This is a genomic window from Streptomyces rugosispiralis, assembly GCF_024505145.1.
Lineage (GTDB): Bacteria > Actinomycetota > Actinomycetes > Streptomycetales > Streptomycetaceae > Streptomyces > Streptomyces rugosispiralis.
Genome location: NZ_JANIAA010000001.1, coordinates 57697 through 82674 on the forward strand (window position 1 = coordinate 57697; position 24978 = coordinate 82674).

Genomic DNA, 24978 nt, shown 5'->3' on the forward strand with positions numbered 1-24978 from the left:
CCGCCGCATATGCGGGCCTCAGAAGTGGGTCCGGCTTGAATTCAGCTTTTGATGGCGCCCGAGAGCACGCCCTTGGCGAAGTACTTCTGCAGGAACGGGTACACCAGCAGGATCGGCACCGTCGCCACGACCAGGACGGCCATCTGAATGGTTTGCGGGGCTGCCATGGCCGCGTCGCCCGCGCCGGTTGAACTGGCGATCTGACCGCCGCTCAGGACGTAGGTGCGGAGCACCTGCTGGAGCGGCCAGTGGTCGTCATTCATGTAGATCGACGCCTGAAACCATGAGTTCCAGTAGGTCACGGCGTAGAAGAGGGAGACCATCGCGAGCGCGGCCTTGGAAAGCGGCAGTACCACGGCCACGAGGATCCTGAAGTTTCCCGCACCATCAAGCCGGGCCGCCTCGTACAGTTCCTCCGGAACGGATTGGAAGAACCCCCGCAGGACCACCAGGTTGAAGACACTGATCAGCACCGGGACGATGAGCGCGGCGTAGTTGTTCAGCAGCCCAAGGTTCTTGACCATCAGATAGGTCGGGATCATTCCGGGCGGGAAGAGGAAGGTGAAGAGTACGAGCAGCAGCATGGGTTTGCCGCCGAAGACCTTGGGGCGGGCGAGCGCGTAGGCCAGCATGACCGTGCACACCATGCTCGCTGCCGTCCCGACGACCGTGACCCCGATACTCACCCACAGCGCATGGGTGACGATGCCACCGCTAAAAATCTGCCGGTAGGCCTGCAGAGACGGGTCGCTGGGCCACACCACCCAACCGCCGTTCGCCACGACGGACTCCGTGGACGACAGCGAGGTGGCGATGACGACCAGGAACGGCATCAGGACCAAGAGGATGATCACCGCGAGAGCGGCGCCCTTTGCGGCCAGCGTGACCTTTCGAGGCTTCTCCATCCAGACCGGGCGCACTTGCTTGGCCGGCCGACGGATTCTGGGGCGAGTCCCACTGACAGCACTCACTTGTAGACTCCCTGTTCCCCGAGGCGGTGCGAGATCTTGTTTGCGGCGTAGACGAGGATCGCCCCTACCACACCCTTGAAGAGGCCGGCGGCAGCACCGAAGCCGAAGTTTCCGCCGACAATTCCCTTGTAGTACACAAAGGTGTCGATGATTTCCGCTGCGTCGGGACCCACAGTTGTTCGCTGCAGCAGGATCTGTTCAAAGCCGATGGAGAGGATCTCCCCGATCCGCATGATGAGCAGCAGGATGATGATGGGCCGGATGGAGGGCAGGGTGATGTGCCAGAACCTCCGCCACGGGCCTGCCCCGTCGATGGCCGACGCCTCGTAGAGCTGATCGTCGACCTGGGTGAGTGCGGCAAGGAAGATGATCGTTCCCCAGCCGCAGTCCTTCCAGATGACCTGCAGCACGGTCAGCGGCTTGAACAGTTCCGGGTTTCCGATGATGTCGACCGTGTGCAGCCCGGCTCCCGACAGTGCGGAATTGAAAAGACCGGCACTGCCCAGCATCTGCTGAGCCATGGCGACCACGATTACCCAGGACATGAAGTGCGGCAGGTACACCACCGACTGCACGAACCGTCGAAGGGTGTTCGACGTGAGGCTGTGCAACAGCAGAGCCAGGGCCAACGGGGCAGGGAAATAGAAGATCAACTGCAACCCGGCGATCTCGACCGTGTTGCGGGCCGCATGCCAAAAGCCCGGGTCACCGAGCAGATCGGTGAAATTCCGGACACCAACCCATGCGCTCCCCCAGAACCCGTCGAACGGAATGTAGTCCTTGAAGGCGATGACGTTGCCGAAGAGAACCGCATAGTGGAATACCAGAAAGTAGCCCAGCCCCGGGAGCATGAGCAGGACGAACAGCCGGTCACGTCGGAGTCGCCCGAGCCTCACAAAACGCTGTCTTCCGCGCCGCGGGGAAGGTTCGTCCGGACGGGCCACGCCTGGAGACTCGTCACAGCCGGCCTCACGGCCCGTTGAGCCGATCTCGGCGAGCCCCGTCTCCGGCCCGCTCATGCCGAGAATCCCGAGTGGCGAGATCTTCCGGCGGAGTTCACATGGGAGTAACGCTGCTCTGTCACGGTCGCGACACTATTGGCCAAACTTGGCCGTCACCATGGCCTGAATTGGGCGAGAGTCGGACAGAGTTGTCCTGGAGCCGACAGCCGAGGGAGCCTGCCGAGGGAACGGTGAGGCCGCCACGCGCCTCCCCCGCCGTGCTGCGGCTCTTGGTCACTGCTCTGTGGGCTCCGAGTCGGTCGGGTAGTGGTCCCAGCCCTGGCCGTTGAGGGCGCGCCTGCGGTAGGCAGAGGGCGTCAGCCCGTAGGCGGCTTTGAACCGCCGCGCGAAGTAGCCGGCGTCTCCCCAACCGAGCTGCGCTCCGATCCTCGCGACCGCCTGATCCGTTTGCACCAGAAGCCGGGCCGCGGCTTGCTCCCGCAGTTGGTTGAGGTAGGCGATCGGCGAGACTCCGAGATCGCGCTGAAACAACCGGACGAGGTACGTACGCTCCACCGAGGTCAGAGCGCCCAGTTCGGCAAGGGTCCACAAACGACCGGGGTCGTCCTCCATCACCTTCACAGCGCATGACACCGCAGGGTGGAGCTTGGCTCGCCGACGACGCTCCACGGAGTCCTCGGCGACCCACGCGTGGCTCAGAAGATCGAGGTAGATCAAGAGGTGCCCGATGATCTGGACGCGGGAGCGCGGCCCTGACGTGGTGTCGCTCATGCTGTACAGCTCTGCGATCGCCGCGCTCAGGTCGCCCGAACCAAGCTGCACCCGCTGGGGAAGCGGCAGGGTCGAGGCGTGCAGACCGGCCATCAAAGGCAACTCGGCATCGAGAAAGGGCAGCGTGGTGTGTACCAGCTCCGGCGCCACGAAACAGTCGAAGACGACCAGATCCTCACACTCCCGGTAGGCATGCCATTGATTCGGCGGAATCACTACGGCGCTGCCTGGGCGAATGGAGTGGTCACCATCGACGGAGACGTGGAGGGCACGTCCCTGGGTGACGAGGGCGATCTCCAGGAAGTCGTGGTCATGGGCGGCCACGTCAGCGGTGATCTCATGACGATCGGCCCAGACCGGCAGCCCATCCGAGCGGAACACGGTTGCACGCTCATATCTGTATCGCGACCCACGAGGCAACTTCGTCCTACTTCCGCACAATCCAGCCCTGCATGATATTCACACCCTCTTCAATAACATCACGTTCGTGACAGAGCAATGGCCCAGGTTCATATACCAAGTTCGACACCCGGTTCCCGTGACGGCCACGCCGTTGACAAGGGGGCTGTAATGCACAAGCCTCCAGCGCACGACCCTGTCGCCGATCAGCCGCGCGGATGCCGCCCGGAAACGCTGTTGGCCATGGCGCGCGACTCCCTGCGCCTTCAGTTCGGTGAACCCGAGCTCGTACGTCTCCGTGCCGCGGCAACGGTCGCCGAGCCGCTGGTGACCGATGAGTTGACTTCCCAGGACGTTCGCTCCCGGCTGGCGAAGGTGGAGGTGCTGATCACCTCGTGGGGATGCCCGCCGCTCGACGCCGACGTGCTCCGTGCCGCGCCGCGACTGCGTGCCGTCTTCCACGCCGCCGGCAGCGTGCGGGGGCACGTCGACGAACGGGTCCTCGACCGCGGAATCGTGGTCACCACCGCCGCGGACGCCAACGCCGAGCCCGTTGCCCGGTACACGTTGGCCGCCGTGTTGTGGTCCTTCAAGAAGGTTCCTTTCCTGGCCCAGGACGCTCGGAAGTACCGGGAGGACGTGACCTACCGGGATCGCCGGGGCGAGTTGAGCGGGCGCGACCGCACGGTCGTGATCGTGGGGTTCTCAAGGATCGGACGCCGCGTGGCAGCCCTCCTGCGGACGCTGCACGAGGGACCGATTCTCGTGGTGGATCCGTTCGCGGACCCCGCGGAGGTGCACGCGGCAGGTGCCGAACTGCTCGACATGGCTGAGGCGTTGCCGCGCGCCGATGTCCTGTCACTGCACGCGCCGTTGCTGCCCGAGACCCGGCACATGATCGGCGCGGCAGAACTGGCGAGGCTTCGGCCGGGTGCCACTTTGATCAACACGGCCCGCGGGGCACTGGTGGACGCCACGGCACTCGAACACGCCTGCGCGTCGGGACGACTGGACGCCATCCTCGATGTCACCGATCCCGAGCCGCTTCCCGCGGACTCTCCCCTCTACGACCTTCCCAACGTCTTGCTGACCCCGCACATAGCAGGATCCCAGGGGACAGAGACACACACCATGGCGGATGCGGCACTCACCGAACTCGAGCGGTACGCGGCGGGACTTCCCCCCTTGCACCCCGTCACCCGACAGAGCCTGGCGGTACAAGCATGACGAGCCCACTCGACTTCACCCGCTCCCCGTACACCGGATGGACACGGGAACACTGGGAGCGGCTCGCGGACCGGATGCTGACCGCCGTCGAGCCCTACCGCTCCCCCTGCGGCGCCCGGATAGACCTTCCCGGTCCGGTCAGCGCCGGCGGGCCGATCTCCGACGGCCTGGAGGGATTCGCCCGCACGTTTCTGATCGCGGGCTTCCTCGTGGCCGGCCGCGGCGGTGACGATCCGCGGAACTACCTCGAGAGATACGCCAAGGGCCTGGCCGCGGGCACGAATCCGGCGTCGCCGGAGGCCTGGCCACGTCCCGACGACGGGTTGCACCAGGCGAAGGTGGAAGCCGCTTCCATCGCGCTGAGTCTTCAGGCGACGCGGCCCTGGCTGTGGGACCGCCTGGACCCACGCGTTCGTGAGCAGACCGCCGACTGGCTGTCCGCCGTGCTGGGACAGTGGTATCCGCAGAACAACTGGACATGGTTCCGCATCGTCGTGGAATCGTTCCTCCGCGAGGTCGGGGGCCCTTGGTCCGCCACGGAGATCGAGGAGAGCCTCGCCCTTCACGCATCGCTACGGGCGGCGAACGGCTGGCTGGCCGATGGGCACGGCCGGCTGTTCGACCACTACAACGGCTGGGCGCTGCACCTGTACCCGATGTTGTGGACGCGCCTGTTCGACGTCACCGGAACACTGTGCCCCCAACCGCTCCGTGACCAGTGGGCCGCGGATCTGAGTCGATACACCGATGACGTACTGCGCCTCATCGGCGCCAACGGCGCACCCCTGTTTCAAGGTCGCAGCCTCACCTATCGCTTCGCCGCGGCCGCCCCACTGTGGGTGTCCGCGATCACCGATTCGGGCCGGCAACCGCCGGGGCTGCTCCGGCGCGCGGCCAGCGGAATCGTCTCGCATTTCGCGACGCACGGGGCACTCGAACCGGACGGCCTGCTCAGCCTCGGATGGCACGGCCCCTGGCCCCGGATACGCCAGTCCTATTCGGGACCAGGCTCTCCGTACTGGGCGGCGAAAGGCATGCTCGGCCTCCTCCTTCCGTCCGACCACGCGGTGTGGGCCGACGTCGAGCGACCACTGCCCATCGAGACGGGCGACATCGCCCGTGTGGTCGAGGCACCCGGCTGGTTGGTGTCCGCCCGCCAGTCGGACGGCTTCGTCACCGTGCTCAACCATGGCACGGACATTTCGCGCCCCGGAGAGGCCGCCGCCGACTCCCCGCTCTACACCCGGCTCGGCTACTCCACGGCGACCTCGCCCCCGCTCACAGGCCCGTCCGTCACCAATCCGGTCGACAACACAGTGGTACTGCTGGACGCCACCGGCAGGGCCAGTCATCGAAGCGGGTTCCGTACGTTGCTCGCACAGGAACTGGCGGACGGTGTGCTCGTCGCCGCCTCGCAGGGGCCTGTGCACTGGATAGACGCAGCCGACGAGACCGGCCCGAACCCCGGAACGGGCCCCGCCGGTGCTGTCACCCCCGGCCCGGTCCTCACCGTCGCTTCCGTCGTTCGCGACGGTGTGGAGGTACGACTGGCGCGAGTCGATAGCCCGACATCGGCCGTGCGACTTCGCATCGGGGGTTGGCCCATCGCCTCCTCCAGCCCGCTCCGGTCGGACTCGGACACGTACGAGAAGCCCGTGATCGCCGAAGCAGCCAGCGACGATCTGCGCTCCTTCGTCCAGGGAGTACGTGGACTGGACGAAGCCGGCGTCGCCGTCGATCAGGGGTCCAGCCCCCTCGGTGAGTACACCGGCGTGCCGTGGCTCGCGACACGGACGGTATCTGCCGGTGACATCGTCGTCGCTGTGGTCGTACTGTCCCGCCAGGCCGACCACGGCCCTGCTCCCCTGGTGACGGTGGAAGACATGGCCGGCCAAGGAGACCGGATAGTCGTCTCCTGGCATAACGGCGAACCCACAACGCTCATGTTGCCCATGCACCCAACCGACGGGAAGGCGCAGACCACCAGTTACTGACCTTGTCTGTGTGATCGACGGCGTCGGTCCTGCCGTGCCTGCGGCGCATGGCGCGGTCGGCCTGAGCCACCGCGGCGCTCGGCAGTCGGCAAGATTGTCCGACAACTACCCAACATGATCCCGGCGTCAATCTCTCTGGCGAGGGATACGGTCTGCTGCAGGTTTCTGCTGCGGGTTTCTGCTGCGGGTTTCTGCTGCGGGTTTACGGACAGGTCGCCAGCGATAGGCGCCATAAGCTGCCTGCCTTCGCCTCAGCCGAAGAGATCGGAAGCGTAGGGCACATCTCAGATCCCAGGGGAATTTACGATGACAGCGAATAATTCAGATTCCGCTCCTGCCGGCAAGCCGAGTCGCCGGGACATTCTCAGGGTGGCGACCGCGGTGTCGGGTGGTGCCGTCCTCGGCCTCGCGGTGCCGACTGCGGCTGTAGCTGCCGGGCGAGGACCACAAGCCCCCAAGACCCTGGTCGGGGCGATTCGATGGGACGCCTGGGTGGGCGGAGATTCTCACTACGGAAGCGGCGTGAACCGTACGCTGTCGCCGGAGAAGTACCACTTCCGGCTTCCGTTCTATGCCGACATCACGGTTCCGCGGCCAGTGTTGATCGACCAGAGCTTCGACGGCGAAACGACCGGTGCCACTCCTGCCGGTTGGGTCGTAAAGGCACCAACCGGTACCGACGCGTCGGTCGTTGAGGTATCCGGGAGAACCGGCAAGTCCGTTCGGCTGCGGAGCTCGTCCGGGCCCACGGCGGCGACAATGGCCCACACGTTCTCCGCGCAGGCACGTGCTGTCACCGTGCAGTGGCAGTGGAAGGAGGCAGCCGCCGGCCAAGGGGCCCGCGCAAGCCTGAGCGGCGGCTCGTCTGTCGCCGTCGATCTGGCAACCCGGGGCGACGCCGGCGCCAAGGAACTTGTCCACCGTGCGCCTGACGGCTCTTGGAAAGTCGTCCAAGTCATCGAGAGCGATACGTGGTACTCGATCAAGATCGTCATCGATCCTGCGCCCCCCGAAGCTGCCGCGCCGTTCGTCGATATCTTCGTGGACGGGATACGGAAGGTGCGCAATGCGGCGTTCCGCGAATCCACGGCAGTGCTCGACACTCTCGTCTTCGGCACCAGCGAGGGCTCACCTTGCGAGCTCTACATCGACGATGTCAGTACACGGGTGACCGAGTCGGTCAACAGCGACGCCACGCTCCAGGGCGTCATGGACCAGGAGATCCAATACGCCAAGAATGCCGGAATCGACTACTGGGCTTTCCTCTATTATCCGCAGCAACCGCTGGCCCGAGCCAGAGAGTTGTACCTTTCCAGCGAAAGAAGGGGGGATGTCAACTGGTGTGCCATATTGGATGGCAACTTCACCGGCAGCTATGCCACGAATCTTCCGCGCCTCGTGGCACAGTTCAGCGAGCCTAATTACCAGTGCGTACTCGGTGGACGGCCACTCGTGTACTTCTTCAGTACGGCCACGGTGGATCAGGTGGCCACGATGCGGGCCGCTTGTGCACAGGCTGGGCTACCTGATCCGTACATTGTGGTCATGGCGTGGACCGCACAGGGCGCGGCCGACCTCAAGGCCGCCGTGGGTGCCGACGCGGTCAGCCGCTACGCGACTGGCGAGCAAAATGGCCGGCCGTATTCTGAACTCGCCGACGCCGAAGCCGGCCTGTGGAATCAGTATGCAACTGCGGCAGGAAACGTCGTCCCGACCGTTTCGACAGGTTGGGACAAGCGCACACGGTACGACTATCCGCTTTCCTGGGAGCCCAACTATACGGGGTTCAAGAATGAGTGGACACAACAGGCAACACCTAATGAAATCGCAACACACCTGCAAGGCGCCGTGCGCTGGAACCATAGCCATCCGGACAATGCGTCGGCCAACACGGTCCTCATCTACGCCTGGAACGAATTCGATGAAGGCGGCTGGATCTGCCCGACGCTGTTCGAAATCAGGGACGCGGGCAGGCCGCTACGTCTGGACGCCATCGCAGAAATACCTCGAACCAGTTCCGGAACACTGGGGCGACCGACCCTCTGACGTTTCCGCGAACCCGCTCAGCCACAGGCCGATGAACTGGTTGTGGCTATTTGGGCCCAAGACGCGCCCCTGGACCTCGTAGGCGTAAAACACATCAAAGGAGACGGCGGTATGCCTGAACGAGATGACGAGCCCGGAGAGAGAGGCACCGGCGGGATCGGCCGGAGGGTGCTGCTCAAAGCAGCGCCAATCGCTGCGGGCGGGATTGTTCTGGGTACACCCAGTCCCGCAGTCTCGGCAGGGCGCCCTAGCGTCTCCATCCGCCCAGCAGCAACGTCCGAGACGCAACCGGCCTTTCACGCGGATGGTTCGGTGTCATACGCCGAGGGCTTGGTTCCGATGAGCGATAAGAATATCCGTTACCTGGGCCGGTGGAGAGAAAAACCGAACGGATACGTTAACGGATACTACGAAAGCGGCCTCGAACTCAGCTTTACGGGAACCTCCCTTTCCGTGGCGCTTGAGGATGTTTGCAGGCTTCTCTACAGCGTGGACGGAGGAGCATTCCAGCGAAATATCAACGCGAAGGACACTTTGACCATCGCATCGGGCCTCAAAGAAGGGGAGCACTCGATGCGGATCTATTCGGAGTACCAGCAATCCTTCCCGAGAATGAAGTACTGTCAGATCGACCATGGCGCAAGCACGACACCCTTCACAAAAAGACCAACCATGGAGTTTGTAGGGGATTCCATTTCGGTGGGGTACATCGGGCCAGGACTGGTCAATTCGCTCGGGAATTCGTTCAGTTTCAGGACACCTGAACTGCTGAACCTTTCGCATAACACCGTTGCATTTGGAGGGATAGCGGTGGCGGCGGGGTCCGGCGGGCCGGACACGACAGGGATGGTGAGCCGCTACACCAAGCTGTCGGAATACACCCCGGGCGAATCGAGTGTTCCGGAATGGGACACCTCGCAGTACACACCCGACTATCTTGTGATCAATCTCGGCACAAACGACCCTTCAACCGGTGAAAAGGCGCAGAATTTCAAGCCTGCATATACCGCCTTCCTCGAAAACGCGAGGGCGTACTACCCAGACGCGACGCTCTTCGCAATGTCCCCCTTCAACGGATCTCACAGGAATGAGATATCCGAAATAGTGACCGCAAGAAATTCCACCGGGGATGCGAAGGTGATATACATCGATACGTCCGGTTGGATTGATATCGCGACAGAGACAACGGACGGCACCCATCCAACCATCGCCGCCCAGGAGAAGATTTCCGTCAACCTGGCGACTTCAGTTCAGAAATACTTGACTGCGCGGCATTGAACGCGTGACGCCCCTCGGATTCGGCGGCGGTGGCGCGGCTGGTGAGCCAGGCTTTGCGTAGTTCAATCGCGGCCTGCCCATTACCGAAGGCTTCTTCCGGCTCCCGCATGGAGGAGCCTGCGTTCTTCCGCTCGATGGCGGTCGCAATCCGCGGGTCGAGGACCCGTTCCGGCCTGCTGGCCTGACGCTCCGCCCGGCACCTCGGTGTTGGCCGCCGCGATCAGCTTCGGCGTGCTCCAGCGCAGCTTTATGTCGCCGTCGGTGGCCAGGGCGACCATGCCGCGTTCGGTCATCATCCGGGAGATCGCGGTGCCGAGTCCGAGCGGCCATCGGCGGTGCGTTCCCGGGCGGCGTCGGCGACCTGCCTCGTAGCGGCCACCGTGTCGGCGCCGCTCGGGTTCGCGCGGAACCAGCGGCGGTTTCTGCTCGGTCACGTACGCCCGCCGTGCCTCGGCTTCGGCTTCTTCCGTCCGGCCCAGCATCGCCAGGCCGCACCACCGGTACTCCGACACCGCCTGCTGCACCGCCTGGAGCGCGGCCAGTCAGCGGAGTCAGAGGTGACGCTCCCCAGGAGTCACCAGTCGGTGAGGTCGATCAAACGGGAGCAGTGCGGGTCGTCGATTTCGCCGGGCACGGTCCGTTCCATCTCCTCGATCAGAGAGGGAAGTGCCGCGAGCAGGGCTGTCAGGGCACCGGACAGTCGTACATCGGCGGCGACCACATCGGTGTCTTCTTCGTGCCCGGGGCGGCGGGAGCGACCTGCGCGGGATCCACATGGATGGGAGCCGGCGGACCAGGCCATCGCCGCACAGCGGGCCGCTGGCCAGTCCACGCCCGGCCAGGATCGCCTCAGCAGTGTGGGAAGGCGCCGGGGTGGGAGGCCGGCGCGCGGCTTACGCCCCGGCCCGACCGCGGTTCTGGAGCGGCCATCGCGGCCCCACTGCCGGGTCCCGGCGCCATACGTACTGTCGCTCAGGTTCCACGGTCATGCCGAAGTCGCACAGGGTCGGCTGTACCTCGGTCAGCCACCAGTCCCAGACAGGCTCCAGTTCGTCGGCCAGGCGCCGCGGCCCGCTCTGGCACGCGACGGCCTCGCCGTCCCGTGCCGTCATCGGGCGACCGACAACCCGGTCGGCGGCCAGCGCGCCGAAGAGTAAAGAACGAGGAAGGAGCCTGTGACCGTAGGCGTGGTAGCCGAAGCGGATCCGTGGAGTGGAAAGTCCGCTGCCCTGGTGCCGTCACACACCAGGGCAGCGGGGCTAGTGGATCCTCATGGCACAGCTGGGCGCTGGTCAGCCGATGGGGTTGACGAAGGTGCCGGGGTGGGTGGCGCTGCGCTGGTCGACGAGGCTGTCGCTCTCCCAGGGGCCACTCGATCTTGAGGGCCCTGGTCTGGGAAACCACCGATCCTGCAGGAATAGGAGCCCTTGTTCATCAGGACAATGGTGGCGGTCGTCCCGCCTTCCGCCGCCCCACTAACGTCCGGCTGACACGACAGTGACCAGGGAAAAGACGCCAAGGGGTCACGCCCGGTCGCGCGGCGGTCACCCGCACGGGGCCTCCGGGGGCACGGGAGGCGCTCGGCACATCAGCCGCGGTCTGCCCGCCCCGTGGTCGCTCCTCACCGGTGCAGCGACCACGGGGTGCTTCGGATGGCCTTGCGCGCAGAGAGTGGCCCTTTACACCCAGGCCACGGCGGTGCCGGAGCAGCGCCGCCCACTGCCGCCGTAGATCGAGTGGTCGCAGATGAAGAACCGGATCTCCTGTCCGGACTTCCAGGTCGAGGGGATGGCCCGGCTCGTGGACTGGCTGGTTTGGGCGATCCAGCCGTGGTTGTGGGTGAACGAGCTGCCGGTGGCCACGTTCGTCACGTACAGGGTCGCAGCGCGGTCATCGTCGTAGGTGTTGTCCCAGATGGTGAACCGGTTGGCAGCGCTGTCGTAGCGCGCACCCGTGGCATTGCCCGGTGACTGCACGTCGGTGATCGCTGCTTCCGCCGTTGACACGGAAGCCAGCGATATCACCGCAGCGGCCGCCAGAACTCCAATCGCACGGTACCTGGACATTGATTTCCCCCTTTTTGGAATGGAGTGGACTCGTGCCCTGACAATCTCAGGCGCGCCAAACCGCTGGTCAAGGCGCTGTGCTTGTCCCGGACATGTCCCGGACAGGCCGGTACATGTCCGGGACGCCGATGGGGCCGAGACTCTCAGCGACGTTCCGCTCGAGCGGAATGCCTTCATCACCTGGGGCACCAGCACCGAGATCGTCAGCCGTTCCGGCAAGGCGGGATGACCATGATCAATCTCAGCGCCAACCGCAGTTTCATCGTCGAGACGCTGCCGGGCCCTGGGCCGCTTCCCTCCTGGGTTCGGAGGCGTGACCACAGCGGCGCCTGTCGGCCATCCTTCGTCCGCCGCTGTGTGCGGTGGCGGACAGCGGCGGACCGCGCTGGGATTGGTCATGGCGGCCGGTCGGCCTCCTACCGGGTCGATGACTGCCCCCACCGGGCGCGATGCCCGCTCCCTGAGCGTCCCCCTACTCGGAGGAGTCCCTCATGCAAGCCATCACCGTCCAGGACCGCGACGCCGGTGTCAGCGGCCTGACCCTCTCCGATGTGCCCCACCCGCGCGCCGCGGAGAACGACGTGATCGTGGAGGTTCACGCCGCCGGATTCACCCCGGGCGAACTGGACTGGCCCGGCACCTGGACCGACCGGGCCGGCCGTGACCGGACCCCGACCGTGCCCGGCCACGAGCTGTCCGGGGTGATCACCGAGCTCGGCTACGGCACCACCGGCCTGACGGTCGGGCAGCGCGTGTTCGGTGTGACCGACTGGGCCCGCAACGGCACGCTGGCCCAGTACACGGCGGTCGAGGCCCGCAACCTCGCCCCGCTCCCGGCCGATGTCGACCACCTCACGGCCGCCGCGCTGCCGATCTCCGGGCTCACCGCCTGGCAGGCCCTGTTCGACCACGCCCACCTGATCACCGGCCAGAGCGTGCTCATCCACGGCGCAGCGGGCGGCGTCGGCTCCATCGCCGTGCAGCTGGCCCGCGAGGTCGGCGCCCGGGTGATCGGCACCGGCCGGGTCGGTGACCGCGACACCGCCCTCGGCCTGGGCGCGGACGCCTTCGTCGACCTCCAGGCCGAGGGGCTGGCGGACATCGGCGAGGTCGATGTGGTGCTCGACGTGATCGGCGGCGAGATCCTCGAACGCTCTACCGCACTGGTCCGCCCCGGCGGCACCCTGGTCACCATCGCCGAGCCGGTCACCGTGCACCCCCGCGACGGGCGAGCCGTCTTCTTCGTCGTCGAACCCGACCGGGCCTGTCTGTCCGACCTCGCCCAGCGGCTGCGGGACGGCCGCCTCAAGCCGATCGTCGGCACCGTCCGGCCGCTCGCCGAGGCAGCCTCCGCGTTCACGCCGGACAAGCGCGTCCCCGGCAAGACGATCATCCGCGTCAGCGAAGACTGAGCGAGAAAGCCCCCGTGTCCCGCATACGCCCCGTTCCGCCCTGACCGCCCTGCTCGCCACCGCCCTGCTCGCCACCGGCCTGCTCGCCACCGGCCCGCTCGCCACCGGCCCGCTCCTCGGCCGCCGAACACACCGACGCCGACAAGCCCGCCATTCCGCCTCTGCGGCCGCCACCACGACAGCCGCCTCCACGTAACCGTCCGAGACACTCGCCCCGCTCCTCGAGCGGGCCCTGCCGAATGCCAAGGGCAAGGCGTTCGGGGACACAGATGAACGCAGAGGTCAGGCCCGTACGAGCGGGCCGGCCGCGGCGACGAAGGGGAGCTTCCCCTGCCAGGCGCAACTCCTCCCTACGGGTGGCAAGGCCGTTGCTGGAGAGCTTGTCGAGCAGCCCACCGAGCGGGAAGACGGAGTCGGCCGCGGACGAGAGACACACCTACCTGGCGCTGCGGGAAGTCCGGCATACCGTCACTGCGGCGGCCACCAGCACCCCAGTGGTGAAAGCCAGCAGAAGCACACGGCCGACCGGCCACAGGCCCAGCAGGCGGGCGCTGGTTACAACAGCCAGCTGCCTGACGGCGAACGGCTCGGGGTGCCGCTCTCTGGGCTCCGGATAAGCTCCCCGTCTCCGGAGTCCAGAGCCGTCGTGACGAGGTGCTCAGGGGATATGGGCCTCGCACGTCAGCCGGAGCACCTCGACGGCCACCGCGGCATCCCGTTTCCGACGCCGCCGGGCTGTGGCCGCCTTGCGCTCTCAATCGTCGGCGCGGTCCTGGGCCCAGGCCGTAGGGGTTGTTGGCGCGCTTTGAACTCCCCGGCTGTTACTCAGGAGACGGTCGGACCTGCTCGCTTTCATTCCTCACACGCATGCTCGACGCGGAGAGCGAGCCGTAGCCTGAGCCAGTGGCTGCCTCCAGAGAGATCTTCGCAATCGATGGCTGCGGAACCTCCTGACCGAACGCTACGCCGCTACGGTCGCTGCCGACCGTTGGGAGCGGATGGAGCCGTGGACCGTAACCCGGGTCTGGCTCCGAAGTGCTGCGACGGTTCCCGACTCCGTCGTCGTGAAGTGGATATCAGACGGGCTACGGGACGCCCGTACTGCCGCGTGGCGGCTGCGTACCGAGCTGGCCGCGCTTCAGTTCCTCAGCCGGGACCTCGGGACCGGCCTTGCTCCCGACGTCATCGCCGCTGATACAGCCGCCGGATTCCTCGTCCTGGAAGACCTGGCGCCCCGGGTGAGCCTCGACCAACTGCTTCGACGGGACGGCGCGGCAGCGCACGGCGGCCGACTGGCCGCGTCCGCCCACGCCCGCGGCGTCCTGAGCGCGGCCACCGCCGGGCGAGCCGCCGCCTACTACGCCCGCCGGTCCGAGCTGGGACCGGTCGACCCCGCGGCAGACCGGGCAGGGCGACTCACCCCGTTCCGGAAGGCCGGAATCGAGCACGCCTCGGCCCTCGGGGTACATCTCGAGGGCCGGGCCGCACATGAACTTGCTTGAGCTATCGGCGAGTTGGCTGCATGTGCCAGGCCCGGCCTGGCTGACGGTGGGCGATCCCACCACTACGGGACTGGCCGACCAGTACCGGCGTGCCCTGGCCCTCGGCATCCCCGAGGCCGAGGACGACCAGCGGTACGGAAAGGGCCTCGCCGCTGCCTGCGCGTCCTGGGCGCTGGTCCGTCTGCAACGGTTCCCTCTGCTCGATGCCCGTCCACCAGGTGACCACAGCCGACTCCAGCTCATCGCAACGCTGGAGGCCGCCGCTCACACCTCCCAGACCCATCAGGCCCTGCCTCATCTCGTTGCCTGGATCCGCCGCATCGCCGCCGTACTACGTCGTCGCTGGCCCGACGCGGACCAGGACCTCACCGACCCGGCAGGGTTCCCGCCCTACCGGGCCCGTCTCTGACTCCGAGCGCTCTCGTACGGTTCGACCGCGGCTGGACCGCCGGAATCGAACGGCCGTCCAGCTCGACCGCGATCGACCGCAGCCAGTTCGTCAGCCCGACGCTCGACCGGCGGTGCCGCTCGGTCAGCCCGCCGACCCGCTCGACGAACGCCCTGCGCGAACAGCTCCCGTGGCCGCAGAAGTACCGGCGTACCCGGAGCCGGACCACGACACGACGGGACCCCGACGGCCGCTCTTCCTTCCGACGACGTTCAGGCGCGGGCGGGTGGCAGCCGAGAAGCGCAGCGCCCAGTGGGTCTGGGAACAAGCCGCCATCCACACCGTTTGGTCGCACGGATTCCACAGCGCACCAACTGGTCCTAAAATGTGTTGGCTTGGCGCCGACGGGGGGAGGTTGACGAGCGTGCGGTCAGAACCGGTGCTAGTTGTGATCGCCTTGCTCTGCTGGTTGATCTACGCACTGTTCGTGTGGATCCGCGGAATCGTGCACCGGCGGCGGCTGCCGGAGCCGTCGGTCGCCCCGGGCCAGTTGGAGCTCTATCAGGGGCAGGTATTCCGCGAGATTTGCCGACGGGCGGCGAACCCGGGACGGCGCGTGATGATGACCGACTACTTTGCCGAGCGAGGATGGAATCGGGCGGACGTCATGCGCATCCTGGCGGAGTTGCTCAAGCACAAACTGATCGATGTGGAGGGTTGGCGGTTCGGCAGCTACAGCGTGACCCACAAGGGCTGGACCGAGTACGAGGGCAAGTTCATCTGGACAGGAGGCGAAGGGGTGCACATCTCCACCGGACCGGGCGGCTTCATCGTGGCGAACGTCAACAGCCATCATTCGGTGGCCCACGGCGGCTACGGCAACCGGGCGAACGCGCCTGACATCCCCCACCAGCAACTGATCGACGCGCTGCGCACGGACGCGGACACCGCGACGTCCGATGAGGCGGTGAGGGCGCGGGAGTACGCCGACGACCTGGCCGCGGCCGTCGAGGCGCAGGATGCCGACAGGACGGCTCGCGTCCTCGGAAGGATCAACGCCCTCCTGTCCACCGCTACGGCTGCCTTCACTCTGGCCCGCGGACTACTGCCATCCGGCTCATAGCGCAACGGAGCCGCCGGGGACCGCTTGGCGTGCATCGGGTGTCGGCACTCGCCGCAGGTCAGCGTTGCCCTAGGAAGCTGGAAGCTGCCCCGTTCAAGCTGCCTCAGCAGCGGGACGAAGGGCATGTGCGCACAGTGAGAGCCGGGTTTGTGCAGACCCACATCGCGGTTTCGGTCAGTGGTCTCGCAGCCGCGCGAATGCGGGGGCGTGGGCGGAATGGGGGGCGAGGGTGTAGGTGACGATGGTCAGACCGGGGTCGGCGGGGACTTCGAGGGCGTCGTAGTCGAGGTCGAGGTCGCCGACGTCGGGGTGGTGGAAGCGCTGCTGCCCGCTGCGGTAGTACTCGACGTCGTGGGCGTCCCAGCGCCTGGCGAACTCGTCGCTGTGGGTGACGAGTTCGTCGATGAGGCCGACGAGGTCGGTGTTGGCCGGAGTGCGGGCGGCTTCGGTGCGCAGGCTGCCGACCGCGTCGTGGGCGATGCGGTCCCAGTCGCGGTAGAAGCGGCGGGCGCGCGGGTCCAGGAAGACGAAGCGGGCCAGGTTGGGCGGCTGCTCCGCGATGTCGAGGGCTTCGGTGTACAGGGCGCGGGCGAGAGCGTTCGTGGCCAGGACGTCCAGGTGGGCGTTGCGCACGAAGGCGGCCGCTTGGGTCATGGCGTCCAGGACCTGCTGGAGGCTGTCGCGCACGTGTGACAGGCCGCCGTCGCGGTCGGTGGTGCGGTGAGGGGCGTTGGCGGCGCGGACGAGGGCGGCCAGGTGGGCGCGCTCGACGTCATCGAACTGGAGGGCGGTGGAGAGGCTGTCGAGGATTTCTTCGGAGACGCCGCCGACGTTGCCGCGCTCGATGCGGGTGTAGTACTCGACGCTGATCGCGGCGAGCTGGGCGACCTCGGAGCGGCGCAGGCCCGATACCTGGCGTCGGCCGCCGAAGTCGGGCAGGCCGGCTTCCTCGGGAGTCAGACGGGCGCGGCGGCTGGTGAGGAAGTTGCGGATGTCCTCGCGGACAGTATCGGCTGGCACGTTCCCCAGCCTAGGCCGCAGGGGTGGGCGGGGGTCCCTGCCAGTACCTCTCCTGACAAGGACTCCCAGGTCACAGGCGGTGCGTGGTTCTTTTGGAGGTGTGGCCGGGCCAGCAGACCCGGACCGACCCACCTTCGAGAAGGGATCACCCCGCGTCATGACCTCGACCGCTTCCCTGCCCCGTTCCCCGGGCCAGGGCACTCCGGTTGCGGAGCGGCATGCGGAACCGCATGCGAAGGCGACGCTGGCCGCCGCCGTCCTGGGCTTCTTCGTGATCACGCTGGACGCGACGATCGTCAACGTCGCCCTGCCCTCCATCCGCGATGCGCTGGGCGGCGGGATCACCGGCCTGCAATGGGTGGTCGACGGCTACACGCTGATGTTCGCAGCCTTGCTGCTGTCCGCCGGCGCCCTGTCGGACCGGATCGGTGCCCGTAAGGCGTTCGCCGCCGGACTGACCGTGTTCGTCATGGCCTCACTGGCGTGCGGGCTGGGTCCCTCGCTGCCCATGCTGATCGCGGCCCGTGTGATGCAGGGCATCGGGGCGGCGATCACCATGCCGACCTCGATGGCGCTGGTGCGCCACGCCTACCCCGACCCGGCCCGCCGCGCCCGCGCGGTGGGGGTGTGGGCGATGGGCGGGGCGCTGGCGGCCGCCGCGGGCCCCGTCCTCGGTGGCGTGCTGAGCCTGGCCTCCTGGCGGATGATCTTCTTCATCAACCTGCCGGTCGGCATCATCACCTTGTTGCTGTTGTCCCGGGCGCCGCACTCGCCGACCAGACCGGCACCGTTCGACTGGATCGGGCAGATCACCGGCATCCTCGCGATGGGCGGACTGACCTTCGGTGCCATCGAGGCCGGGCAGGACGGCTTCACCTCTCCCCGGGTGCTCGGGGCGCTGGGGCTGGCCGTGGTGGCCTTTGCCGCGTTCCTGGCCGCGCAGGCCAGGGTGGCGCACCCGATGGTGCCGCTGTCGCTGTTCCGCTCGCGGACGGTCGTGATCGCCACCGGTATCGGGTTCGCGTTCATGGTCGGCTTCTACGGGCTGCCGTTTGTCTTCAGCCTCGACTTCCAGCAGCAGCACGGCCTGTCCGCGCTGGGCGCCGGGATCGCGTTCTTGCCGATGATGGTCCTCAGCGCCTGCCTGACCCCGTTCTCCTCGCGCATCGCCGAGCGCACCGGACCACGCGTGCCGGTGGTCACCGGTCTGGTGCTGATGGCGGCGGGAGCCCTCGCGCTCGCCCTCGTCCCGGCCTCCTTCCCGGTGTGGGCCAGTGCCCTGCTGCTGATCCCGGTAGGACTGGCCGGGCCGCTGGTGATGCCGCCGACCACCGCCCTTCTGCTGGAGCACGTGCCCGCCGAGCGGACCGGCACCGCCAGCGGCGTGTTCAACACCAGCCGGCAGATCGGCGGCGCCCTGGCCGTGGCCGTCTTCGGCGCCCTGATCTCCGCCCCGGCCGGTTTCCGGCACGGCCTGCGCATCAGCCTCGTGCTGGCTGCGGTCGTCGGCTTGGCCGCCGCGGTGGCCGCCCCACGGATGGCCACCGCACGCCGCACCCCCTGACCTGATCCCGGCAACCGTGGATCACACCTGTGACGCAAAGGGAGATTTCATGTCCGAGCACAAGCAGCCCTCCGGCGCCGCCCGCATGTTCGGCGACTTCGCACCGCAGTTGGTGCACTTCACCGACGACGTGTTGTTCGGCGAGGTGTGGGAGCGCCCCGACCTCAGCCCGCGGGACCGCTCGCTGATCACCGTGGCGAGCCTGGTCACCAGCGGAAGCACCGAGCAACTGCGCTACCACCTGGGCCGCGCCAAGGACAACGGCGCCGGCGAGGCCGAGCTGATCGAGGCCATCACCCACCTGGCCTTCTACACCGGCTGGCCCCGCGCCATGTCCGCCATGACCGTCGCCAAGGACCTCTTCCGCAACTGACCCACCCACCCATCCACACACGCACGAACGCGCACACGCACGCAAGGAGCCATCCCGATGGAACTGCTGACGCGTCCCGCCACCCGCAAGCTGCCGGAGAAGATGTTCACCGGCGACGCCTGGGCCGATGTGATCTACCGCGGCGAGGAGGAGTCGACGGCGCGGGCGAACGCGGTGCACTTCGCACCCGGCGCCCGCACCGCCTGGCACTCCCACGGCATCGGCCAGACCCTCTACATCGTCGAGGGCATCGCCCTGATCCAGTCCCGCGGCGGAAAGATCTTCGAGGCCCACCCGGGCCAGGTCATCTGGACCCCGCCGGGCGAAGAGCACTGGCACGGTGCCGCCCCGGACCACTTCATGACCCACATCGCCCTGTGGGAAGGCGACGACGTCACCTGGCTCGACCACGTCACCGACGCCGAATACGCCGGCCCCCGCACCCCCGACCTCTGACGCCCAGCAACCAGCCCCCAGCAACCAGCAACCAGCAACCAGCAACCAGCAACCAGCAAGGAGCATCCCCGTCATGCGTGGAGCCATCCTCTACGGGCCGGGCGACGTCCGCGTCGAAGAACGCGACGCCCCCACCATTCTCAAGCCCACCGACGCCGTAATCCGCACCTTCGCCACCTGCGTGTGCGGCTCGGACCTGTGGGACTACCGCGGCATCAACCCCGCCAAGGACCCCGCCCCCGCCGGCCACGAGTACGTCGGCATCGTAGAAGAGGTCGGCGACCAGGTCACCACGGTGCGGCCGGGCCAATTCGTCGTCGGCTCCTTCTTCGCCGGCGACGGCACCTGCCCCAACTGCCGCAACGGCTACCCCAGCAACTGTCTCAACCGCGAGTTCGTCGGCGGCTGCCAGGCCGAATACATTCGCGTCCCCTGGGCGGACGGCACCCTCGTCGCCACCCCCGAGCTGCCGGCCGAGGAGCAGGTACCCGATCTGCTGGCCTGCTCCGACGTGATGGGCACCGGCTGGTGGGCCGCGGTCGCGGCCGGCGTCCAGGCCGGGGACACCGTGGCCGTGGTCGGCGACGGAGCCGTCGGCCTGTCCGCGGTCATCGCCGCGAAGGAGATGGGTGCGCAGCGCATCATCGCCATGTCCCGTCACGAAAACCGGCAGAAGCTCGCCACCGAACTCGGTGCCACCGACATCGTCGCCGAACGCGGCGCCGACGGCGTCGCCCGCGTCAAGGACATGACCGGCGGCATCGGCGCCGACCGCGTCCTCGAATGCGTCGGCACCGAGCAGTCCACCCAGCAAGCCCTGGACTCCACTCGCCCCGGCGGCGGCATCGGCATCGCCGGCGTCCCCCACGAAGTGCGGATCGACGGTACCGCCCTGTTCTACTCCCACGCCACGATCCAGGGCGGCCCCGCGCCTGTGCGCCGCTTCCTGCCCGACCTCATCGACCGCGTCCTGACCGGTCGTATCCACCCCGGCCGCGTCTTCGACCTCACCCTGCCCCTCGACCAGGTCGCCGAGGGCTACCGGGCCATGGACGAACGCCGCGCCATCAAGGCTCTCCTGCGTCCTTGATCGTCGTCCGGACGGGCGTTTGGCGTGGGGCCGTGGTCGGGCGTGATCTGCGGTGCCAGGCCGACAGCGTCCCCGTCATGACCGGGAAGACACAGCTCCAGCGCCGACGCGATATCAGCGACGACAGCGCGTCCGGCCAGAACCGGTCCGCGGGCTCGTAGCGGACCGAACCGGCGAGTCGCCGTCGCAGTGACAGCGTCTGGCACGCGAGCCCCCACCCGCAGCGATGACTTTACGAGCCTCACAGGTCACCGTTCCAGGCCGCGGACGCCAGTCGCAGCCGGGAGGCTGTTACTTCAGGTCCGAGAGGAGGCCGTCCAGGGCTTTCTTGAGGGCTGCGGCGTTGGCCGCATCGAACCACGTGGTGCGGATGCGCTCGTTGTTCCCTTTGGGAGTCTCGTGGTCGGCAGCAAGCTGATGCAGAGGGCGGGTCTCGTCGTTCAGGGAGCGGCCGACGTTCTGGAAGAGGCCGCGCACATACCGGTCGGCGGCGTCGGGGGCGATGCCGTGGCCGGTGGCCCACGAGGTGAGCATGGCGAGGTAGGCGTAGTGGGCGGTGAGGGTCCCGGTCAGTGCGGAGAAGACGTTGAACGCGGCCTCGTCCGCGACGGGGAGCGCCCCGCCCAGTTGCTCGAAGAGAGCGTCCACCACCGGGTGCGAGGGGCAGGTCACCGTGACGGAGCGGCGCTCGCGCACCGCGGGCAGCGGGATGGCGCGGACGATCGGGGCGCCGGTGGCCAGGGTCCGGCGCAGGTCGTCGATGGCGACGCCGGCCATCAGGTTGACCACGGTCTTGTCCTCGTCCACTTTCAGCCCGGCGAGCGCCTCCTGGTGGTCCTGGCGGCGCACGGCGATGATCACCAACTCGGAGCGGTCCACCACCTCCTGGTTGTCGGCGCACATCTGGACGCCTTCGAAGCGCTCGGACAGTTCGGCGGCGGTGCGGGCTCCCCGGGGAGAGAGGAAGACCTCCGTCGACGCACCGCCCCCGCTGCGCAGCCCCTCGACGATGGCCCGGCCGATCTCGCCCACTCCGATGATGCCAATGCGCTGCACTGTGTCTTCCTCCATGGTGTGTGGTGGTCGTGAACCGTGGTGGTGCGGCTCTGTACGGTCGCGATGGTTGCGTGCGGAGTCGAACGGAGCCGTCGTCACGTCGGTCGCCTTCTTCTCCACAGCGATGTGACCACGAAAACGCCCGCCAGACAGGGAGTCATCCCGGCCCATCCCAGCTCCGGCGGCAGTCCGGTCGCGCCGGAGGTGTCCTTGGTCAGCAACCCGGCCAGTGCGGCGATGGCGCCGAGCACGAACATCACGGTCGCGACGGGGCGGGCCCACCGCTTGCCTGCCTTGACGGCCCAGGCCGCCGTGAGCCAGGCAAGGACGCCGAGCGCTCCGATGACGGACAACACGACCAGGTAGGTGATGACGGCCGAGTCGACCCGCGCCTGGGAGTAGTCGGGATAGCCGGCGCGGATGTGATCGGCCAGCACATGGGTGGTGCCGCGGTCGACATACGGCGCGATCGTCGCGAGGACAGTGAGCGCGAGGCCCACGTACATCGCCGCAAGCGGCCCTCGTGCATGAGGTGGTCGCGTCATCAGGGTGCTTCTCTCGTCAGTTCTCTTCATTGGTCGCTTCGCTGTACCGGGGCCCTGGGCCCGGTGTCGGGCACGGCGGCGTCGATGTCATGGGCAGGATGTCGATTTCGACATGGCGTTCCCATAACGAGTACGCGGTCTGGACGGCGCCGATCGGATGGATGGCGCGGCCACGCCGCGGATCGCTGGGTGAGCCGGCGGGGACCAGGCGGTGCGGTGGAGAGTGGCGGCGGCCTCGGGGAGGCGGTGGGGCCGTAGGCGCCAGTCATACACATGCAGCCGAGGCCGCGTCGGGAGACCGCCGCGACGTCGGGTCCGAGGGTCGGGGCATGGTGCCCCCGTCACTTCACCAGGGCCGTGCGGAGGAAGGCGAGGATCTCCGCCTGAGCGGCCTCGGCCTGTGGTTCCATGCCGGGCAGGGTGAGGAACGCGTGCTGCGCTCCCGGGTATTCGGAAAGCCGCACGGGGGTCCCTGCCTCGCGCAGCCGCTCGGCGTAGCGGCGGCCGTGGTCGGCGACCGCGTCCCGGGTGGGCACCACCACGAGCGCCGGGGCGAGCCCGCTCAGGTCGTTCACGTACAGCGGCGAGACCGCGCGGGCGTCGGCTCCAGGCGGGACGGCGAGCCGCTGGAAGAGCCGCAGTTGCGGCAGGGCCCGGGTCGGGCTGTATGCGTACTCGGCCATCGAGGGGTGGTCGAACATCGCCTCGGTCACGTCGGCCGCGGGGTTGACCAGCACCTGCGCCGTCAGCTCCAGTCCGGCCTCCCGGGCCCGGATGGCCGTCAGCGCGCTGATCAGCGCGCCGCAGCTCTCACCGAAGACGGCCACGCGCGCCGGGTCGACGCCCCACTGCGCGGCGTGCCGCACTACGTGCCGGAGCACGTCCCAGCCGTCGTCGGCAGCGTTCGACAGCGGGCTGCCGGGGGCGAGGAGGCGGTGCTCGACGGAGACGACGAGGGCGGGCAGCCGCGCGGCGAGGTGGCTGTTGGTCCAGTCGCACTGCATCGCCGTGCCCACGAAGCCGCCTCCATGGACATGGACCACGAGAGGCAGGTCGGTTCGGGCCGTGGCGTCGTCGTCTGCCGTCGGGGCCGGCCGGTAGACCCGGACCGGTAGGTCGCGGCCGGGCAGCGCGATCTCCTGCCAGACGATCGCGGCGCCGGTGTCCGGCTCTCCGAGGATCGTCCGCGCCGCGCTGGAGGCCCGGAAGCGATTCTCCGCGTCGCGGTAGGCGCGCAGTTCCTCGGTCGTGATCGCCGAGAAGTCCGGCTCCGGTGGCCGTGTCGCGGTGGTGGTCTCGCTCATGTGCCCTTCTCCCCCTCCCGGCCGGACGCCGGGTGTGTCGTTGTGACCGGACGTTGTTTGCGTTGCCCTCATTATGCACGCGGTGCGTGCAACATCAAGTGCATAGGTTAGGCTGAGTCCGGACGAGAGGGGCGAGATGACTGGCCGAAGGCGATGGTCGACCGAGGAGATCCTGGACACGGCGGTGGGACTGCTGCGCACGAGCGACGCCGAGTCGTTCAGCGTGCGCAAACTCGCCGCAGCCCTCGGGACCGACTCCTCCAGCCTCTACCGGCACTTCCGCAACAAGACCGAACTGCTGCGCGCGGTTGCCGACCGGATCCTGGTGGCCGCCGTGGACGGCTACCGCCCCGAGGGCGACTGGAAGCAGCGCGTCACCGCCCTGGCCCTGCGCCTGCGCGAGGCATTCGGCGAGCAACCCCAACTCGCCGCGGTGTGGGGGCGCTACGGGTCCGGCGGCACCGGATCCCGATTGGTCATGGAGGAGCTGTTGCAGGCCCTGCGCGCGTCCGGCCTGCCCGACAAGGACGTCCCGGGGCGATACCACCGCATCGTGATCCTCCTCGCCGCGCTGATCGCCTCCGAGGCCGGTATCAGTACCATCACCCCCAAGGAGTACGAACAGGGCATGGAGCAGTTCCGCGTCGCGGTGCTCGGCGCCGACCCCGAACGCTTCCCCGCCCTGGCCCACTTCGCCCGCGACATCCGCCCCCTCGGAGCAGACCGCCGCCCCGCATTCGAGGAAATCCTCGCCGCCCACCTGGCCCACATCGAGGCCCAGATCCCCTGACGTGCCGGCTCACGGGTGCGATGCGGTCGGGTCACGCTGCTGCCGCGGGCCCGGTGCCGGAGGCCGGGTGCAGGAGTAGCGGCCGAGGACGTTGATGTGGTCGTACCGAAGCGAGGAGAGCCGGGCGGTCGCTCAGACCGAGCGCGCCCAGCCGCCCACCGGCAGCGGGGACAGGGCCCGCCGGTCGGCGTCGGTGAGCCGCTTCCGTCGCCTCTCCTCGCTCAGGATGTCCTGGAGCAGCAGGGTGCTGATGCGCGCCAACGCCGACTGGAGCAGGTGCAGGTGCAGGTGCAGGTGCAGGTGCAGGTGCAGGGCGAGCATCTGCACGGCGAGCATCGAGACTTCCTGGCTCTCCCTGTCGGAGCCGGCCAGGTCGCCGTCCTTGCCGTAGAACGTTCCCTCGCCGGTGTCATCAGCCCTGAGCCCGGCGGCCCGACGCTCCACAGTTTTGGTGCCCTTCGCCCGCGAGGACACCGAAGCTGTGGAGGGGACAGTGTGAGATCTCGTCAGCTCCGGAGCGGCTGAAGCCGCGGTGGTGACGCCGGCGACCTCGTCGAGTACCGAACATCTGAGGCGATCTCTGCGCCGCTGCACCGGCACAGCGCAGAGATCGCCCGATGCCGGTGCGCAAGACGCCATAA

General features: G+C 67.8%; 24 protein-coding genes. 13 read left to right on the plus strand and 11 right to left on the minus strand.

Annotated elements, in window-relative coordinates; translation table 11 throughout:
* Positions 1-41 precede the first annotated feature (41 nt).
* The 3 genes from NP777_RS00225 to NP777_RS00235 all read right to left on the minus strand — a co-directional run bounded on the left by NP777_RS00225 (position 42) and on the right by NP777_RS00235 (position 3085).
* Complete coding sequence (locus NP777_RS00225) at positions 42-905, minus strand: carbohydrate ABC transporter permease (RefSeq protein WP_256648607.1); 864 nt, start codon at positions 903-905, stop codon at positions 42-44.
* A gap of 62 nt (positions 906-967) precedes the next feature.
* Positions 968-1822, minus strand: coding sequence for an ABC transporter permease (locus tag NP777_RS00230; protein WP_182469869.1), 855 nt, complete (start codon positions 1820-1822; stop codon positions 968-970).
* A 384-nt stretch (positions 1823-2206) separates the two neighbouring features.
* The gene (locus tag NP777_RS00235; RefSeq protein ID WP_182469834.1) at positions 2207-3085 is read right to left on the minus strand and encodes a helix-turn-helix transcriptional regulator; all 879 of its coding nucleotides are present in this window, start codon (positions 3083-3085) and stop codon (positions 2207-2209) included.
* A gap of 261 nt (positions 3086-3346) precedes the next feature.
* Between NP777_RS00235 and NP777_RS00240 the strand changes: the two genes are divergently transcribed.
* From NP777_RS00240 to NP777_RS00255, 4 genes are all read left to right on the plus strand, one after another.
* Positions 3347-4330 (plus strand): hydroxyacid dehydrogenase, encoded by a 984-nt coding sequence (locus NP777_RS00240; RefSeq protein WP_256647912.1) that lies wholly within the window; start codon positions 3347-3349, stop codon positions 4328-4330.
* Entirely contained in the window at positions 4327-6324 is a 1998-nt protein-coding gene (locus NP777_RS00245; protein WP_256647913.1) for a DUF2264 domain-containing protein, read from the plus strand. The genes NP777_RS00240 and NP777_RS00245 overlap by 4 nt, the downstream gene beginning before the upstream one ends.
* Before the next feature lie 522 nt (positions 6325-6846).
* Entirely contained in the window at positions 6847-8370 is a 1524-nt protein-coding gene (locus tag NP777_RS00250) for a hypothetical protein (protein ID WP_256647914.1), read from the plus strand.
* A gap of 312 nt (positions 8371-8682) precedes the next feature.
* Positions 8683-9648 (plus strand): SGNH/GDSL hydrolase family protein, encoded by a 966-nt coding sequence (locus NP777_RS00255; RefSeq protein WP_256647915.1) that lies wholly within the window; start codon positions 8683-8685, stop codon positions 9646-9648.
* Positions 9649-9728: 80 nt separating this feature from the next.
* Here NP777_RS00255 and NP777_RS00260 read toward each other — a convergent pair whose 3' ends face one another.
* The 3 genes from NP777_RS00260 to NP777_RS00270 form a co-directional block, all read right to left on the minus strand.
* Positions 9729-10172 (minus strand): hypothetical protein, encoded by a 444-nt coding sequence (locus NP777_RS00260; protein WP_256647916.1) that lies wholly within the window; start codon positions 10170-10172, stop codon positions 9729-9731.
* A gap of 50 nt (positions 10173-10222) precedes the next feature.
* Positions 10223-10369 (minus strand): hypothetical protein, encoded by a 147-nt coding sequence (locus NP777_RS00265; RefSeq protein WP_256647917.1) that lies wholly within the window; start codon positions 10367-10369, stop codon positions 10223-10225.
* Positions 10370-11327: 958 nt separating this feature from the next.
* On the minus strand, positions 11328-11654 hold the full coding sequence (locus NP777_RS00270) for a hypothetical protein (protein ID WP_256647918.1): 327 nt from the start codon (positions 11652-11654) through the stop codon (positions 11328-11330).
* 551 nt (positions 11655-12205) lie between these two features.
* Between NP777_RS00270 and NP777_RS00275 the strand changes: the two genes are divergently transcribed.
* From NP777_RS00275 to NP777_RS00290, 4 genes are all read left to right on the plus strand, one after another.
* Positions 12206-13126 carry an NADP-dependent oxidoreductase gene (locus NP777_RS00275; protein WP_256647919.1) on the plus strand — a complete coding sequence of 307 codons (921 nt, stop codon included), beginning with the start codon at positions 12206-12208 and terminating at the stop codon, positions 13124-13126.
* 1064 nt (positions 13127-14190) lie between these two features.
* A complete protein-coding gene (locus NP777_RS00280; RefSeq protein WP_256647920.1) occupies positions 14191-14628 on the plus strand; it encodes a hypothetical protein in 438 nt (145 codons plus the stop codon).
* Positions 14615-15037 (plus strand): hypothetical protein, encoded by a 423-nt coding sequence (locus tag NP777_RS00285; RefSeq protein ID WP_256647921.1) that lies wholly within the window; start codon positions 14615-14617, stop codon positions 15035-15037. Before NP777_RS00280 ends, NP777_RS00285 begins: the two co-directional genes overlap by 14 nt.
* Before the next feature lie 448 nt (positions 15038-15485).
* Positions 15486-16139, plus strand: coding sequence for a hypothetical protein (locus NP777_RS00290; protein ID WP_256647922.1), 654 nt, complete (start codon positions 15486-15488; stop codon positions 16137-16139).
* 174 nt (positions 16140-16313) lie between these two features.
* Here NP777_RS00290 and NP777_RS00295 read toward each other — a convergent pair whose 3' ends face one another.
* Entirely contained in the window at positions 16314-17159 is an 846-nt protein-coding gene (locus NP777_RS00295) for a helix-turn-helix transcriptional regulator (RefSeq protein WP_256647923.1), read from the minus strand.
* 157 nt (positions 17160-17316) lie between these two features.
* Between NP777_RS00295 and NP777_RS00300 the strand changes: the two genes are divergently transcribed.
* The 4 genes from NP777_RS00300 (at position 17317) to NP777_RS00315 (ending at position 20642) form a co-directional block, all read left to right on the plus strand.
* Complete coding sequence (locus tag NP777_RS00300; protein ID WP_256647924.1) at positions 17317-18723, plus strand: MFS transporter; 1407 nt, start codon at positions 17317-17319, stop codon at positions 18721-18723.
* Positions 18724-18772: 49 nt separating this feature from the next.
* Positions 18773-19096 carry a carboxymuconolactone decarboxylase family protein gene (locus NP777_RS00305; RefSeq protein WP_256647925.1) on the plus strand — a complete coding sequence of 108 codons (324 nt, stop codon included), beginning with the start codon at positions 18773-18775 and terminating at the stop codon, positions 19094-19096.
* 57 nt (positions 19097-19153) lie between these two features.
* Positions 19154-19552: a (R)-mandelonitrile lyase gene (locus tag NP777_RS00310; protein ID WP_256647926.1), complete on the plus strand. Its 399-nt coding sequence runs from the start codon at positions 19154-19156 to the stop codon at positions 19550-19552.
* A gap of 73 nt (positions 19553-19625) precedes the next feature.
* Positions 19626-20642 (plus strand): zinc-dependent alcohol dehydrogenase family protein, encoded by a 1017-nt coding sequence (locus tag NP777_RS00315; protein ID WP_256647927.1) that lies wholly within the window; start codon positions 19626-19628, stop codon positions 20640-20642.
* Between the two features lie 291 nt (positions 20643-20933).
* Here the strand turns inward: NP777_RS00315 and NP777_RS00320 are convergent, their stop codons facing one another.
* From NP777_RS00320 to NP777_RS00330, 3 genes are all read right to left on the minus strand, one after another.
* Entirely contained in the window at positions 20934-21698 is a 765-nt protein-coding gene (locus tag NP777_RS00320; RefSeq protein ID WP_256647928.1) for an NAD(P)-binding domain-containing protein, read from the minus strand.
* A 95-nt stretch (positions 21699-21793) separates the two neighbouring features.
* Entirely contained in the window at positions 21794-22243 is a 450-nt protein-coding gene (locus tag NP777_RS00325) for a hypothetical protein (protein ID WP_256647929.1), read from the minus strand.
* A 341-nt stretch (positions 22244-22584) separates the two neighbouring features.
* On the minus strand, positions 22585-23547 hold the full coding sequence (locus NP777_RS00330; protein WP_256647930.1) for an alpha/beta hydrolase: 963 nt from the start codon (positions 23545-23547) through the stop codon (positions 22585-22587).
* Between the two features lie 136 nt (positions 23548-23683).
* Here NP777_RS00330 and NP777_RS00335 point away from each other — a divergent pair, with 136 nt between their 5' ends.
* The gene (locus tag NP777_RS00335; RefSeq protein ID WP_256647931.1) at positions 23684-24337 is read left to right on the plus strand and encodes a TetR/AcrR family transcriptional regulator; all 654 of its coding nucleotides are present in this window, start codon (positions 23684-23686) and stop codon (positions 24335-24337) included.
* A gap of 132 nt (positions 24338-24469) precedes the next feature.
* Here NP777_RS00335 and NP777_RS00340 read toward each other — a convergent pair whose 3' ends face one another.
* Entirely contained in the window at positions 24470-24811 is a 342-nt protein-coding gene (locus NP777_RS00340; RefSeq protein WP_256647932.1) for a hypothetical protein, read from the minus strand.
* Between the last annotated feature and the right edge of the window lie 167 nt (positions 24812-24978).